The sequence below is a fragment of the Micromonospora sp. C31 genome, assembly GCF_018070575.1.
Taxonomy (GTDB): Bacteria; Actinomycetota; Actinomycetes; order Mycobacteriales; family Micromonosporaceae; genus Micromonospora.
Window position 1 is genome coordinate 1 of the sequence record NZ_JAGPXN010000025.1, and the last position, 13,881, is coordinate 13,881.

Sequence of the window (13,881 nt, forward strand, 5' to 3'; positions counted from 1 at the left end):
TACGCTGTGGCCCACGGCCATCGCGCGATCTTCGGTTGTCCTCACAAACCATCGATGATCAACGCGGTGGCCGTCCTCATGCCCACGCCACGCCCAACGCCGAAGCCAAGTGACGTTGGAGTACTAAGCGTTGTTTTCGGTCCGGAAACTACGGGCAGCCCTTCCAGCAGCCGGACGGGTCAATGATCCCGGGCAGGTCGACTTCAACGAACCCGCGCCAGCCGACTGCCGAGCTGTTCGCGCAGGCCTTCCTCGCGTTGGCACGTTTGCCGGAGCCGCGTCCCGAACCACCCCTCACGTAAAGACTCCTGGCGATACCACGTGTCCGCCGGACGCGTTGAATTCGCGCGAGGAACATCGCTGCGGCTCACCGGCGCAGCACTTCGGCGGCCGCGGCGAGCACCGCAGCCGCCGTTCCGATTCCCACCGCCCAAGCCGGGCTGTGCGCGGCGGCCAGTCCCGCTCCGCCGGCCACACCGATAACCGCTGCCAGCCGCTGCCACCGGCGCGGCGACCGCTCACGCCCCGACATGCTCTCCCTACTCACGCCCGCCTCTGTCCTTCCGACGTCACGCCGCCCCGGATGAGCAGCGACGTCCTCAGCAGATCAGAGGGCCAGCGGGGGAACCTGGCAGAGCTCACGGGGCTCCAATGTGCCATGGAGCCCGTCACAGCCGGGTACGGTCTGCTGATGCCACGCAAGACCACCAGCCCCGCCGACGAGAACCTGTTGGCGGCTGCCCGAGCTCGGGGCGTCGTTGTCACTGGCACCCAGCTTGAGCGTTGGCGCGGTGAAGGGCTGCTGCCGCGCAACGCGACCCGCTCGCTCGGTCGCGGCCGCGGCAGCACGTCGACCGCCCCATCTGGTGCGCTGGACCTAGTGGTGTGGCTGGGCCGGCATGCCCGGCCCGGCCGGCGCCCTCATGACCTTGCCCTGCACGCCTTCGGCGAAGAGCTCGCCGTGCCCGAGCACACGGCGCGGGCGGCGTGGCGCGCCGCCGTCGAACGGGTCGTACTTCCCGGCGAATACGACGCGCCCGGGCCCCCCGCCAACTCCAGCGACCGCTCCGACTGGGCATGGGACGTGGCTGAGCGCGCGGCCGCCAACGCTCACTCAGTCGTGCTACCGCGGCGGATGCGCCGCATCGACGAGCGGATCACCGCTGCGGGCGTGTCGTGGGCGCCGCCCGAGCTTGCCCAGTTCGACCGAGGGCCCAGCAGTGGCGAACCGGTCACCGCCAAGGAGTTCGCCACGTTCACCGTGGCCGGCGTACTCGCAGGCGCTCCCGAACTGTCCGGACCGGCGATGGCTCCGCACGTGCGCGCCCTGCTGCCGGCCGGCGCGATCAGCCCGATCGCATCGTGGCTGGAGTACCCGGACGGGCCAGGCCGTGATCCGGCGGAGATCAACGACGGGGCTGGGACCAGCCTGCTGCCGGCTGGTGACGTCCGTGAGGACCTGCTGCGCGTCATCGACGGGGCGACACCCGAGCAACTGCGCGTCGCGTGGCACGCTGCGGCTGACATGCGCGACTGGGCGCTGGCCCAGTGCACCGCCGTCGAAGCCGAACTCGACAGCGGCGACCTTGGCGACGCGACGCTGACCTGGATGATGGGCGCTGTTCTCGGCCTGCCGCGACTACTCGTCCGCGACGTGCTGCGCGATCGCCGCCCCTCCACCGGCACCCGGGTCAGCACGGCGATCATGCTGCTGCTCATCAGCGACGGTTTGCACCGGCTGCGTGTGTTGGTGCCGGACGGGCAGTTCGAGCTGTTGCCCCAGATCGTACCGCCCTTCCTGCATGCGCTCGCCGGCGTGACCACCTCCGCCGGGCCGTCGTGATCTCCCGGCCCTGCGTCGGCGCGACTCGGCAACTCGTCGCCCCGGTCTACGAGTTGCCGAGCGGATTTGGTGGATGTCGACCAGGGCGTCATCCGCAGTTGCCGAAACATCGCGGGACCTGTCCGGGCGTTGCCGTGCCCGGCACGCCACGGAGTTAGGTGCCGGACGACTCCCCAACCCGGCCCGGGTTCTCGGCTGTGGACGTCTCGCCCGCCGGATCCCGCGTCAGGGCCGCGACCCGTTACCGCAACTGTGTCGTAAGACCAGTATCCCGAACCAGGATCGCGATGCCGAAGCCGATCATCGCCACCTCGACGCCGATGGCCGCTGCGCCGAGCAGCAGGGTGACGGCGGTGTCGGTGGTGTTGGTGGTGCGGACGGCGGCGATGGTCAGGGTGCGCGCCGCAGCGGCTTCCTGCCGCACCACCGCGAGTTCGGGGACACTTGGTCCAGAGCTCGGCGGCCGCCTGTCGGCTAAGGAGCCGTCAGAACGGCACGCTGAGCTGCTCGATTGCCGTACGAGCCCACTCCTGAGCACCTGCCGTACTGCCAGCCACCACGCCCATAGCCACTGGAGCGAGAAAGCCCTTCAACGCGTTGACGGCACGACGGACCTTTCCCCGGTCAGGTTCAGTCTGCGCAGCCTCGACAAAGACATCAGCAGCGGCCACCCGCGCCTCGCGGAGATCATCTTCACTCAAGCCAACGGCGGCCAGCTTCTCTACCGTGTCTGCCACCGCTTTGGCGATGAGCTCGAACCCCGGAGCGACCTGCTCTGTATGGCTGCGCGCTTGGCTGACGGTGTTGTTCCCCCAAGCCAACTGCGTCCTGTCCACGTTGCCGTGGATGACCGGGCCATAGTGGTTGATGGTCGTACCGAACCCTGCATGCGACGTGGCGTCCTGCATTCTCACCGTGCCTTCATCATCCCCGCGGCGGGCCTGCGCAAAGAGTACGACTGGCGGTCGACACCGCTGACCGTCGCAGTAACGGCCTTCCGGACGGGTCGACCCAGTGGACGAGGCCCCAGGGAGCTTGCCAGCGACCACCACGCGGATCAGCGCGCCGAGGATCGAAGCCAATTGCTTGGAGAAGTGGTAGGAAAAGGTCAGAGCCCCGGTGACCAGCGCTAACGCGAGGCCGATCTTGATGATCTCCGCCGGATTTTGGGCAGCATCGGCTATCTGGCCATTAGCCGAAAATTGCCGTAAAGAGCCTCTCCGGCGGGCTCATCCCTAGTAGCCCCTCCCAGGTCCGACTGCCGAGAACGCTCTTAGGGTACCCGAAGACCGCGAGCAACCGGCGCCTCGCATCACAACCGCAGACACCAGTTGCACACGCAGCGACTCCGCAGGGAAGTGTTCCTCAAGAAGAATCATTACAGCGTCAGGGTTCACTCGCCGTAGAGCACGGCCAGGCGGTGGGCGGGGAGAGCGGTCGAGGCTGCCGCGGTTGCGGTCGTACCGGCGGGTGGTGCGGGGTCGGCGTGGCCGAGGAGGTCCTTGACGTCGCGTAGCGGGGCGCCGTCGTCGAGGGCGGCGGTGGCGGCGGCGTGGCGCAGGCTGTGCGGGGAGATCTGGTTTGGCGGCCGGCAGTCCGGCGAGGTGGGCGAGCCGGCGCACCACGGCGAAGATGCCCGCCTGGGTAAGCGGCTTGCCGCCCCGGGTGCTGAACACCGGGCCGTCGACACAAGCCCCGACCCCGTCGTCCACCACGCTGGACCAGGCGCCCGAGTCCGGGGAAGCCTCGCTGATCCGGTCCACCATCTGAGACGACAGAGGGTTGATCCTGCTAGAGGCAGAGGGTGCGCATCCGAGATCGAACCAGCCGAGCGGAGAAGCGCGCCGATGCGGTGCTGCACATCCTGACCGGCGTCCGCTCGGCGCCCACACCGATCGCGGCACCCGCAATTGGGGGCGACGTGGCCGCTCGGTGGATCCTCACGCGCAGCCAGTTTGCGTGCCTCGTCGGCCGAAACAGCCCGCGCCTATCGACGCGCCTAGGTCAGCGGGTTCGGTTGGCCAGGTAGAACAGGTAGGCGGCGTTGCGGCGGCGGTTCGCTCTGTCGGCGAAGTATGGGACGAGTCCGCCAGCGGCACCGAGGACGCCGGAGGCGATGGCGGGGAGGCCGCCGGCGGCGCCGAGCGCGATGGCTCCGAGTCCTGTGAGGGCAGGGGCAATGACCTTCCAGCGGCGTTCGGTGCGGACGGTGCGTTGGAGTTGCCGGCTGGCGTGGGCTAGGTCTTCACCGAGGCCTGTGAGGGCGTCGGCGCCGGTGCCGAGGTCACGGGCGCCACGGAGAGCGTTGCGGACTTTCTGGCGGAGGTCTTCAACGGCTTCTTCTTCAGCGGCTGCGCGTGCGAGGGTGGCGGGGTCGGCGGTGGGCAGGATGGGGATGTCGGCCCAGACAGCGGCGTGGATCGGCTGGTCAGGTAGTGCGCCCTTCCGGGCGAGGAGCCGAGCCTGGAACGGTGAGGTGGTGAGGTAGTCGGCAGTGAAGACCTCGCCGGCGATGAGTCGTTCGTTGGCGCGCCCTAGGTGCCAGCCGACGGCTTTATCGAGGTTCTGCTGCTTCCACGGCTCGTAGTCGTGGGCGGGGTCGTAGGTGCCGAGCAGGCGGGATGTGAAGGTGCCTCTGCCGTGGGGGTCTTCGTCGAAGACTGTACGCCGGGAGAGGAGCCACATCTGCCGTGAGTCGAGGTCGTCAATCGCGCTGATGAACATGGCTTCTCGGGCGGTCGGGCCTTCGACGATGAGTTGGCTGCGAATCCAGTCGGTGAGATCGCGGCGTTGCAGATCGCGTTGGGTCATCGCGTTGACGGCGTCGACCCGCGCGGCGATGCCGAGCGCTTCGGGGACGGGGACGATGACGCCGGCCTCGATGAGCGGGCGAAGGCGACGCTGTTCGGCGATGGCCTCGTGGATCGCGTCGTCGTCCCGGTCGTCAATGAGGGCGGCGAAGACGCGGTCGGGGACGCAGACATGATCGGCGAACAGAAGCGTCTGTCCGAGGAGGCGGTCGGCGTCGACCTCGTCGTTCCACAGGATGGTCGGCCGGTGGTCGGGCTCAAGGTTGAGGTCGGTCAGGGCTTGAGCAACGGCGACGGCGATACCGGCGGCGCCGTCGGTGAGGGCGTCGCGGTCGTGTTCGGTGTGATCGAAGACCTCGAAGCGGTGTTTGCCGAGGACGGGCAACGGTTGCGTGCTGAGCCTGGGCACGTTGAGGAGGGCCTGGACGGCCGGGTCGACGTAGATCGGGCGGGTATGGGGTCGTCCGATCGGCAGGACGAAGGGGACCCCGGCGGCCGGTTGGTGCAGGGCGTCGCGGGCCATGATGGTGGTCGGTGACAGCCAGACGCGGTCTTCGTCGTCAGGGTGGCCGATCGGCTGACCAGGTGTGGACGCTGGGTGGTGCAGTCCGTGGCAGGCCTTGTATTTACGCGGTTCACCGCACCAGCACCGGTCATTGCGGCCGAAGTTCGCCAATGGATCCATCGCGGTTCAGTGTGGCATCTGCGGTCAAGTTCACTGGGTTAACCGAACGGTGGGCTGCCCCACGCACGCGCGGGGCGCCGGCCGGTTAACCGCGGTTAACCGGCACAGGGCCGAGACCAGGCTTCTAGCCAGGTCAGGCCAGCCCTAGCATTACAGGGCATCCGAAGTACCGCGGCCACGATCGGCCCGGGAAGCACACGGAACGGAGCCCGCATGACTCAGGTACATGTCGTCGCCAATCAGAAGGGCGGCGTCGGTAAGACCACCCTCGCCGTGAACCTGGGGGCAGTGACCTACGACGTTTTGGTCAACCCTGAGCCGATCCTTCGGTCAACCGCTGAGGCTGTCGGCGACCCGGAGAGCCCGGTGATGGTTGCGTCCACGGACCCCCAAGCATCGTCCGTGTGGTGGTCGAGGCGCGTGGAGCAGCAGGGGGGCGGACTGCCGTTCGACTTCGCCCAGGTCGACGACCCCCGCGATCTCCGCAAGCTGCGGAACCTGCACTACGAGCACATCTTCGTCGACACGCCGGGCTCGTTGGAGGACGAGCGCATCCTCCAAGCCGCGCTCGACGAGTGCGATGACGTCCTCGTGCCGATGGTGCCGGAGCCGCTCTGCTACGACCCCACGACTCGAACGATCGAGTCCGTCATCGCGCCGCGCGGGATTCCGTACCGTGTGGTCGTCAACAGTTGGGATCCGCGAGACGGGCTCCCGGATCTTCAGCAGACGGCGCAGTTCATCCGCCGCAAGGGCTGGCCGATGTGCAACACCGTCATCCGGCGGTACAAGCTGCACTCGCGAGCCTCCGCGGAGGGCTTGGTCGTCACGCAGTACCCGAAGAATCGGACGGCCATGGAGGCGCGCGAGGACTTCTTCCGGCTAGCGCTGGAGATGGGCTATGGCGGGGGAGCTACAGTCCCCTCACAGGCCAGCGCGCCGAACCTCCAGGAGGTCTGACGTGGCTGGGAAGCGAGTAAACCTGTCGGACCTCGCCAGCGATCCGGTGCTGCCAGAGGCGCGGGTACCGGCCTTCGCCGAGGCGGCACCACGAACGGCCCGGGTTCACCAGGTCGCGGCCAACCCACTGAACACCCGGGAACTCGACGCCGACCACGCGAAGATCGAGAGCATCGCCGAGTCGATGCGTACGCACGGGCAACTCCAGCCCTGTGCCGTGGTAGCCCGGGAAGCCTTCCTGCGCATCTTTCCGGAGCATGAGGCTGCGATCGGAAAAGCCGCATGGGTACAGGTCACCGGCGGCAGACGACGCGCGGCGGCGCTCCTGGCGAGCCAACCTACGCTGGACATCGTCGTCAAGAACAACCTGGCGGACAGCAGAGAGGCGTGGGTCAGCGCCACGGCCGCCGAGAACCTGGACCGCGAGAACCTGGACCCCATCGAGGAGGCCAAGGCGGTTCAGCTGCTGGCGCAGGAGTGCGGGACAGGGAAGGCAGCAGCGATCCGGCTATCCCGCACACCCGCCTGGGTAACTCAGCGGCTCAACCTTCTCAAGCTGGCACCGGAAGTGCAGGCCATGCTGAGGTCTGGAGAGCTCCCTCTCCGAGAAGTCCGTGATCTTCACCAGCTCCCGCTCGACCAACAGCTCGGGGAACTGCAGCAGCGGCAGCAGCCGGTTGAGTCGCCTGAATTAACCGCGGTTAACCGTGAGCGCAGTTCCGATGGAGCCTCCTCCGGGGCAGCGAGGACGCGGGCGTCGGCGGTAGCGGCCGCTATCAAACGCCTCGGTGGCACGCCCGACAAGATCGCGGAAGCGCTACGAGCAGAGATGACGAGCGAGGATCTTCGAGCCCTGGCAGATCTCCTTCTGCGTCTACCTGCAGCCAGCGAGGATAGGAACCAGTAGCCCATCTCGCCGTCAAGCGCCACTGACAGTGGCGGGATCCGGGGGGGGCGTTGACCGCCGTCAGGATCCCGCCACGCCGGCTCGGTGCAGGTCTTACAGGGCAAACCTGGTCGTCGCCTCATGCCGGAATGAGGCCCAGGCAGGTGCGGCTAATCAATGCGGATAGTACTGCTCGACCCGGCCGGACACGTCCGGCTACCAAGCAACGACGACGAGATCGTCGACCGCACGGTCTCCCTGGAACCTGCTCGCCGGCGAGGCCAGGACGGCGGGTCACCTTCGACACCGGGATGGCGCTGCGAGTGCGCGCCGCCGGCCTGCGGGTTGGGCCGAACGACCGGCATTCAGCGTTTGAAGGGGGTGGTGACTTAGAGTCCAGGCGCGGCGAAATGTGGACAGGTGCCGCGCTGGTGGTAGCCGCCAGGAACATCAGCGCCCACGGCTTCCCAGAACGGCCGCGAGCTGCGGAAGTGGCCGCCGAGGGTGTGCCATGACAGGCCGGGGTGCTCGGCCCGGAGCGCGGCAAGGCCGGCGCTGGCCAGGCCGTGTCGCTGGTACTGGGGGTGGGTGTAGGGCTGTTCCACCCAGCCAATTTGGCAGCGGCAGCAGATTCGGTAGTCGACGGCGAACGCGAAGTCGCCGTGAAGGTTGGCGGCACGGGTGCGCCATCCGTGCCGTTCGGCGGAGATGGTGTCCTGCCAGGGCGTTGTCAGGACCGGGACAACGGGCCAGCCGGTTCGGCGGCCCCACCGTCCCCGGGTGACCCACACGACCAGTTCGCGCCAGGGCTCGCGCCCGGACACCCGGCCCACCGTGCCGACCTGCGCCATGAGCTGACGCACCGCCTCGGTCAGCGAGGCGTCGTCCTCGCTCACTGCACGCCGTCCGGTTCGGGCCAGTCCCAGTGGGCGACCAACGTCCGGCGTACGCCGGCGTCGAGCATCGCTTGGCTGCGATGTCGGCCGTTGACGTAGAAGCGTCTGCCGTCGTCGTCGCGGCTGGGCTGGATCGGCTCCAGGATCAGGCTCGCAGCGGCATCGCGCGTCCATGAGTCGGCCGGAGCCTGGCCGATGAAGGTGGACACCGCAGGGAAGTGCTCGTCCGCCTCCAGGTAGCCCTGCCGCAACGGGGTAGCGGCGGTGCGAGCGATGGCCCGGATCGCGATGGCGGAGGCTGCGCTCCAGTCACCGCGGTGGTACCAGCAGCATGTACGACCCTGGTGTCGTGGTGCCAGCTGGCGTGCCAGCCGCTGCCCCCACGACGTACCGGCGGGCATGCATGGCGGCTCGCCATGCAGATCGGGCCTGGGCAGCGTGATCACCCGGGCGACGGCGAAGCGTAGCTGTCCCTCGGCGGCCGGCTCAGGCGGGGTGTACTCGCCGCGGCTCGAGTCGACCGGCCCGCCGACCAGCTGTGCCAGCTCGGCTGGGCTCAGCGCCGGCCCCCACCGCACCGGCCGCTGCACGGTGTGCCGGCCGGCGGCGACGAAGCGGAACTGTTGGAAGCCGAAGTCACGCTCGTCGAGGAGTTGGTGGGCGATAAACAGCGGCGGCTCTACCTCATCGGGACAGAGCCGCCGCCAGATGTCCTCGGCGTAATGCTCGGCGGCGTTCATCAGGCTGGTGCCCTCGCGGTCGACCTGGGTCACCACGGCCACGGGTCGATGTCCTGACGCGGTAAACATCTGAACTCTCATCCCGCCGCGAGGGGTACGGAACTGGTGCTCGTCCACGGTCCGCCGGCGAGGCGCCCCATGCTCGCCCAGCAGGCGAGCGCTTCGTTGCGACGCGGTCGGGCCTACCGCTTCATCCACGCCGGTCACATTACGTCGCGAGCCGGGTTGTCCGCGAGCGTGTGATGCATGGCGGACATCCCTTCGGGTGGCCGGCAATGATGCTGGCAGCATCACCTACGGCTGTGCGGACGTCTGACCCGTCGCAGTCCGGCTGGTCAGCGTCTTGAGGTCCTGCTGGGCCCAATCGATGACCTGGGGCCATGGCATCCGCAGCGGCCCCTGGTGCTTGAGGATGAAGGCCCACAGAGGGCTGCGCTCCGGCTGTCGCCACGCGTTGGTCAGGGAGACCAGCCAGGTGCCCTGGTCGAGGTCGGCGGTCCAGTCCCGCAGGGCGCAGCGAACCAGCGCCCGGTACAGGGCGCGGGGACCGCTGCCGGAGTAGCCCCAGGTGTAGCCGGGCTCGCTACCCGGGTTGGGCAGCGGGTCGACCTGCATGCGGCCGTCGGGCTGCGGGGTCAGGGCGAACACGGCCGCGGGCCGGCCGCCGTCGCTGGCGATGACGGTCTGCTCGCCCCACCCGTCCGGCAAGTTGGTGGGCCACTCGGCGCTGTAGGACGCCTCGCCGGGGGTGGGTTCGCTGTCCTCGATGACAAGACGGCCTGCCGGGTCCCGGTAGAGCCCGGCTACCTCGGCGACCGCGCGCTCGATCATGCCGTGCTCTCGGATGGTGTCGATGTGGGTCTCCAGCACCAGCAGCCGTGCCAGCCGGCGCGTCGGTGCGCGAAGCAGCCGGTCGCGTTCGGCGTCGCTGAGCGGCTGAAGGGTTTTGCGCCACTGGTCAAGCACCGGACCGACGCCGCTGACGGTGCACCGGGTCGGCGCGGTGAAGACGACCTCGGGGTGGCTGCGGTGCAGAGCAACCCCGGCAAGGCGGGCGGTGTGCCACAGCGCGTCGGCCACCGGCGAGTCCCAAGGAAGGCCGGCCTCCTCCTCGCGCAGTGTGGGCAGCTCCGTGGCCATGGCGTCCGGGTCGCGGGGCGCGGCGGAGGCGGTCGCCACCACGTGCTCCACGTCGATACTGGGCCAGTCGGGACGTGCCGGGCGAGCGACGATGTACCAGCCGTCGCCGCGATCGCGGCTGGTGCTGTGGCGCGTCTGCTCGTAGCGCAGGGTCTGCATGGCGTCAGCGGCGAGCAGGCCGAAGGCGTGCGGATACCGCAGGTGTAGTCCCGCGTCGACGCCGGCGGCCACTCGGTCGCGGGTGGCGGGCCAGTCGGTCGTGGTGTCAGGGACGGTGACCGTGCCGGACTCGCCGTAGGCCTGCATGAGCCGGACCGCGTCGGGGGTGCAGGTCCGGTAGTACCACAGTGGCACCGGCCGGCCGAGAACCTGCTGGATCTCGCTGGCGTCGACGTAGCCGATGTAGGTGGTCTGCACGTGGCGGGGGTCCGCCTGCACCGGCTGCTCCTCCGCGGTCTGCGCCAGGCCGGTGAGGAACCGGGGAAGCCAGCTGACGGGTGCCGCCTCGGGGTGCGGCACCCGCAGCCGGAACGCCTCGATGCTCTGGTGCTCCTCGTCCATGCCGAACAGGACCGCCTCGGGCACGAGCACCACGGCGTCGGCCCAGAACACCGGGTGCAGCACCTCGGCGGCGACCCGGGCGGCCACCTCGGGGCTGAGCCCGTAGTCGTTGTGCCGCATGACGTGCACCACGTGGCCGTGTGGGGTGTCGTAGACAATCACCGACACGGTCTGCGGGTCGTGCCCTTCCACCACCAGGTCGCGCCGCTCAATGATCGGTACCGGCGCCGGGGCCGGCTCCCAGCCGATCGGCCAGTCGGCATCATCGGGCACCTGCCGCTGGGTACGCCGGCACCAGCTGTCGATGGTCCGGGCGTGCCAGTACGGCCGCCCGTCCGGGTCGTGCCCGTCGGGGTGGGCCAGCCGCCCCGCACCCAGCAGCGCGCGGGCGCGGCTGTCGCTGATGCCCACCCGCCGCGCGTACTGAGCGAGGGTGTACCGCAGTTCGCCGTCTCGTGCCATGGTCGCCTCCCAGAGGGTTGTCCTCAGTTGACTTATAGACCGATACCGTAACCGGGAGCGAGCGGTTTTCCAACCCTGCCCGGCCGCTAATCCACGCGGCTAATGGAGAAGTAGTCGTTGAAGGGACACGAGCGCAGCCGGATTCGCGCGGCGATGTCAGCGTTGAGGTGGCTGCTCGACACGGTCGGATACGTCCGGCACGGGGGTTAGTGGTCCAGAGTCGGGGGAAAGCTGGCGTCCGGCTGGGCAACCGCCGGCCAGTCCTGCGCGTCGGCAACCGCCGGCCAGTCCTGCGCGTCGGCGGCCGCGGTGGCGCGAGCGGCGGCGTGGTCGCCGCGCGCGGCAGCGCGGCCCTTGGGGACCATCGGCAGTGGATCCGGCGCTAAGCCGTAAATCGCCCTGGTCGGGGGCCGGTAGAGGGTAGAGCGGCCGAGATGTTGGGGGGGCGTTGTCCCGGAAACGTCCCGCAATCCCGGTCCCGACAGATCGGCGCTGGGACAGGTTTCGAGACTCGCCGTCCTGAGCGAACGGCTCCTACTGATGATCTTTGCAAGCCGTCCCGCAACGAGCGTTTCCGGGATAAACGTCGCTTAGTGGCCGGATTCGCGGCCGTTGGTCCTCACGGCCGCTACGCGGGCATGTGGATGACCGGTAGGTGTCCCTCGGGCCCGTACCGGTTGCCCTCGCTGGTCAGGATCGAGGCTCGGTGCTCCAGGGCGGCCATCACCGTGGCGGCCAGGTCGACGCGGCCGGTGAGCCCACGCCAGTACGACAGTTCCTGCCACGACTCGCCCCGGGTGGGCAGCCGTGCGCAGGAGTCGTGGCTGAGCAGCCGGTGCAGGTGCTTTCGGTGCTTGGCGTCAGCGGCCAGCTCCAGGGCCTCAGCGGCAGCAACGGCGGTGATGCCAAAGCGCTGGCCATCGGTGATGACCTCACCGATGGGTTCGCCGACGTGGATCGAGTACGGGTAGGCCAGCAGCGCTGAGCGGTCTAGCACCAGCGCGACCGGGCGCTGCTCGTCCTCGGCGCTCACGCGGCCGGCCGGCTGGCGTCGTCCGCCTCATCCTGCATGTGCTGGCGCACCCGGTCGCGCACGGCCTCGTACCGCTCGTGGGGCCAGTGGGCCTGCACCTGTAGCCGGCGAGCACGGGCCTCGGCCATGCCTTGCTCGGTGAGCTGCACCCCGGCATCGGCCATCAGCGCACGGAACTCGTCCATGCGCCTGCGGTCGCGGACGGCCTGGGCGACGTACGCGGAGGCGTTGGGCTGCTGCTCCAGGGTCTCGGCCACGTCCTCGGGCACGGAGACCGTCACTCGGCGCTTTGTCATACGGATCAGGCTACTCCTGTCATACCTTTACGTACAGCAACGGCACGAACTCAGAAAGGCGCTGGGCCAGGGGTGCGGTCCGAGACCGGGATCGGGGGGCTGTTGGCCGACGTCGGCCAGCTCCCGCGCCAGGTCACGCTCGATCAGCACGGCTTGGCCGTTGACGTGGGTGCAGTCCGGCCGCTCGCAGGTGAACCCGCCACCGGGAAGCCGCCGGTGGTCCTGGTCGTACGTCGTCGTGGCGTTGTCGATGTCGGTCACGGTCTCGTCCTTCTGTCTGGTGGCGTACCGGCGGGAAGTTCGGCGTGCAGGTAGAGGGAAACGCCGTCGCCGCTGCGGCGGGGGACCGGCCGGCTGGTGCGGGTGATGGTGAGGGCCTGGGCGATGGCGGCGGACGTGGCGTGCAGCTCGTCGACGTCGTTGGCAACCAGGCGCACCCGGATCACGAGGTGACCACCGCGGTGGTGTGGCGCGAGCCGGTCAGGCGGGCAGTGAGCCAGGGCGGCAGCGGCGCGATCGGCAGGTCGCGGTCGATCTTGTAGGGGCGGCCGTCGACGACGGAGCCGGGGCCGACCAGGTAGCCGCCCAGACGGTGGCCGGGAGCGCGGACGTCGACGCCGGGCCACCGGCTGATCGAGCTGGGCACCACCACACCGGTCGGGGCGCGGAAGTAGAGGTGCAGGCCGCCGTGAGCGGTGGCGACGGTGAGGGTGTCCGGCCAGGGCCAGCGGGCCGCGGCGCACAGCGCCCGCAGGGTGTCGACGCCGTCGACGCCGTCCTTGCGGTCCAGGTCCAGGCCGACCACGTGCGAGGCGCGGCAGGCGACGCCGATGTTGACGCCGTCGGGCCAGTCGGCAACCACGGCGGGGTCGGTGGTGACCTGGCGTGGCCAGCCCGGGGCGGCGCGCTTGGCGCCGGCCGGCAGTGGAAACACCGCCAGGCCGGCCGCCAGCGCGTGGGCCAGGTCAGTCTTCATCGTCGACGTCGTCGTAGCAGGTGCAGTCGTAGTGGTTCTGCATGTTGCCGCCGCACTCGGGGCACTCGTTGCGCTCGCGGCGTTCGTCGGCGCTCATGAACTCGTTGTGACGCCAGCCGGTGCACTGGCCGTTGTAGCAGCCACAGCCGGGGCACTCGGGGCAGACCATTCCGTTGGTCCAGCCACACTTCTCGCACATCACCTGGTTGAGCGGGGAGTCGTACTCGACCTGGGCGTCGGCGAAGGACCAGCCGTTGCACTGCGCGAGGTCCTGGATCTCCTCCACCGAGGTGGCGGCCCGGTCGGCGTCCTCGCCGGCGTGGGCCATGCGCAGCGCGACGGCGGCACGGAAGGCGTGCGCCTGGCGCTCGGTCTCTGGCAGGGTCAGAGTGGCCAGCACGCCTTCGCGGGCCTGGGTGTAGGTCTCTCCGGTGCTGTCGCGGCGCTCGATCACCGCGCGGGTGAGCCTGCGGTTGGTCTTCGGCATCATCAGCTCGTTCCTCGGCGGGGTACGCCACGCCCCGACCCCACCGACACGAGGTCATGCCCGACAGCGGTGAGAGTTGGTGAGGCGCTGAGTCTGAGACGTCTTC

16 protein-coding genes are annotated in these 13,881 nt (G+C 69.3%); 3 read left to right on the plus strand and 13 right to left on the minus strand.

Annotated elements, in window-relative coordinates; translation table 11 throughout:
• Positions 1 to 691 precede the first annotated feature (691 nt).
• The gene (locus KBX06_RS24980; RefSeq protein WP_210839260.1) at positions 692 to 1,843 is read left to right on the plus strand and encodes a hypothetical protein; all 1,152 of its coding nucleotides are present in this window, start codon (positions 692 to 694) and stop codon (positions 1,841 to 1,843) included.
• Between the two features lie 241 nt (positions 1,844 to 2,084).
• On the opposite strand, the gene KBX06_RS24985 is transcribed toward KBX06_RS24980, so the two are convergent.
• The 4 genes from KBX06_RS24985 to KBX06_RS25000 form a co-directional block, all read right to left on the minus strand.
• The gene (locus KBX06_RS24985; protein WP_210839263.1) at positions 2,085 to 2,267 is read right to left on the minus strand and encodes a hypothetical protein; all 183 of its coding nucleotides are present in this window, start codon (positions 2,265 to 2,267) and stop codon (positions 2,085 to 2,087) included.
• A 61-nt stretch (positions 2,268 to 2,328) separates the two neighbouring features.
• Entirely contained in the window at positions 2,329 to 2,751 is a 423-nt protein-coding gene (locus tag KBX06_RS24990) for a hypothetical protein (RefSeq protein ID WP_210839265.1), read from the minus strand.
• A 485-nt stretch (positions 2,752 to 3,236) separates the two neighbouring features.
• Entirely contained in the window at positions 3,237 to 3,704 is a 468-nt protein-coding gene (locus KBX06_RS28785; RefSeq protein WP_374225675.1) for a tyrosine-type recombinase/integrase, read from the minus strand.
• 143 nt (positions 3,705 to 3,847) lie between these two features.
• The gene (locus tag KBX06_RS25000; protein WP_210839266.1) at positions 3,848 to 5,338 is read right to left on the minus strand and encodes an SEC-C domain-containing protein; all 1,491 of its coding nucleotides are present in this window, start codon (positions 5,336 to 5,338) and stop codon (positions 3,848 to 3,850) included.
• Positions 5,339 to 5,551: 213 nt separating this feature from the next.
• On the opposite strand from KBX06_RS25000, the gene KBX06_RS25005 reads away from it, so the two are divergent.
• Together KBX06_RS25005 and KBX06_RS25010 are read left to right on the plus strand one after the other, a co-directional pair.
• Positions 5,552 to 6,298: a ParA family protein gene (locus KBX06_RS25005; protein WP_210839268.1), complete on the plus strand. Its 747-nt coding sequence runs from the start codon at positions 5,552 to 5,554 to the stop codon at positions 6,296 to 6,298.
• Between the two features lies 1 nt (position 6,299).
• Positions 6,300 to 7,205, plus strand: a complete 906-nt coding sequence (locus tag KBX06_RS25010; RefSeq protein ID WP_210839269.1) for a ParB/RepB/Spo0J family partition protein — start codon at positions 6,300 to 6,302, stop codon at positions 7,203 to 7,205.
• 368 nt (positions 7,206 to 7,573) lie between these two features.
• Here KBX06_RS25010 and KBX06_RS28105 read toward each other — a convergent pair whose 3' ends face one another.
• The 9 genes from KBX06_RS28105 to KBX06_RS25055 all read right to left on the minus strand — a co-directional run bounded on the left by KBX06_RS28105 (position 7,574) and on the right by KBX06_RS25055 (position 13,778).
• A complete protein-coding gene (locus KBX06_RS28105) occupies positions 7,574 to 8,080 on the minus strand; it encodes a hypothetical protein (RefSeq protein WP_247686640.1) in 507 nt (168 codons plus the stop codon).
• Positions 8,077 to 8,862 carry a hypothetical protein gene (locus KBX06_RS25020; protein WP_210839270.1) on the minus strand — a complete coding sequence of 262 codons (786 nt, stop codon included), beginning with the start codon at positions 8,860 to 8,862 and terminating at the stop codon, positions 8,077 to 8,079. The genes KBX06_RS28105 and KBX06_RS25020 overlap by 4 nt, the downstream gene beginning before the upstream one ends.
• A 252-nt stretch (positions 8,863 to 9,114) precedes the next feature.
• Positions 9,115 to 10,983, minus strand: coding sequence for a hypothetical protein (locus KBX06_RS25025; RefSeq protein ID WP_210839271.1), 1,869 nt, complete (start codon positions 10,981 to 10,983; stop codon positions 9,115 to 9,117).
• Between the two features lie 628 nt (positions 10,984 to 11,611).
• On the minus strand, positions 11,612 to 12,016 hold the full coding sequence (locus KBX06_RS25030; protein ID WP_210839272.1) for a hypothetical protein: 405 nt from the start codon (positions 12,014 to 12,016) through the stop codon (positions 11,612 to 11,614).
• Positions 12,013 to 12,312, minus strand: coding sequence for a hypothetical protein (locus KBX06_RS25035; protein ID WP_210839273.1), 300 nt, complete (start codon positions 12,310 to 12,312; stop codon positions 12,013 to 12,015). Before KBX06_RS25035 ends, KBX06_RS25030 begins: the two co-directional genes overlap by 4 nt.
• Before the next feature lie 27 nt (positions 12,313 to 12,339).
• On the minus strand, positions 12,340 to 12,573 hold the full coding sequence (locus KBX06_RS25040) for a hypothetical protein (protein ID WP_247686641.1): 234 nt from the start codon (positions 12,571 to 12,573) through the stop codon (positions 12,340 to 12,342).
• Entirely contained in the window at positions 12,570 to 12,758 is a 189-nt protein-coding gene (locus KBX06_RS25045) for a hypothetical protein (RefSeq protein ID WP_210839275.1), read from the minus strand. Before KBX06_RS25045 ends, KBX06_RS25040 begins: the two co-directional genes overlap by 4 nt.
• On the minus strand, positions 12,755 to 13,288 hold the full coding sequence (locus KBX06_RS25050) for a bifunctional DNA primase/polymerase (RefSeq protein ID WP_210839276.1): 534 nt from the start codon (positions 13,286 to 13,288) through the stop codon (positions 12,755 to 12,757). The genes KBX06_RS25045 and KBX06_RS25050 overlap by 4 nt, the downstream gene beginning before the upstream one ends.
• Entirely contained in the window at positions 13,278 to 13,778 is a 501-nt protein-coding gene (locus KBX06_RS25055; protein ID WP_210839277.1) for a hypothetical protein, read from the minus strand. Before KBX06_RS25055 ends, KBX06_RS25050 begins: the two co-directional genes overlap by 11 nt.
• Between the last annotated feature and the right edge of the window lie 103 nt (positions 13,779 to 13,881).

Coding starts and splice junctions, on each gene's coding strand:
- KBX06_RS24980 (WP_210839260.1), top strand. CDS start 692: ATGCCACGCAAGACCACCAGCCCCGCCGACGAGAACCTGTTGGCGGCT.
- KBX06_RS24990 (WP_210839265.1), bottom strand. CDS start 2,751: ATGCAGGACGCCACGTCGCATGCAGGGTTCGGTACGACCATCAACCAC.
- KBX06_RS25000 (WP_210839266.1), bottom strand. CDS start 5,338: ATGGATCCATTGGCGAACTTCGGCCGCAATGACCGGTGCTGGTGCGGT.
- KBX06_RS25005 (WP_210839268.1), top strand. CDS start 5,552: ATGACTCAGGTACATGTCGTCGCCAATCAGAAGGGCGGCGTCGGTAAG.
- KBX06_RS25025 (WP_210839271.1), bottom strand. CDS start 10,983: ATGGCACGAGACGGCGAACTGCGGTACACCCTCGCTCAGTACGCGCGG.
- KBX06_RS25035 (WP_210839273.1), bottom strand. CDS start 12,312: ATGACAAAGCGCCGAGTGACGGTCTCCGTGCCCGAGGACGTGGCCGAG.
- KBX06_RS25050 (WP_210839276.1), bottom strand. CDS start 13,288: ATGAAGACTGACCTGGCCCACGCGCTGGCGGCCGGCCTGGCGGTGTTT.
- KBX06_RS25055 (WP_210839277.1), bottom strand. CDS start 13,778: ATGATGCCGAAGACCAACCGCAGGCTCACCCGCGCGGTGATCGAGCGC.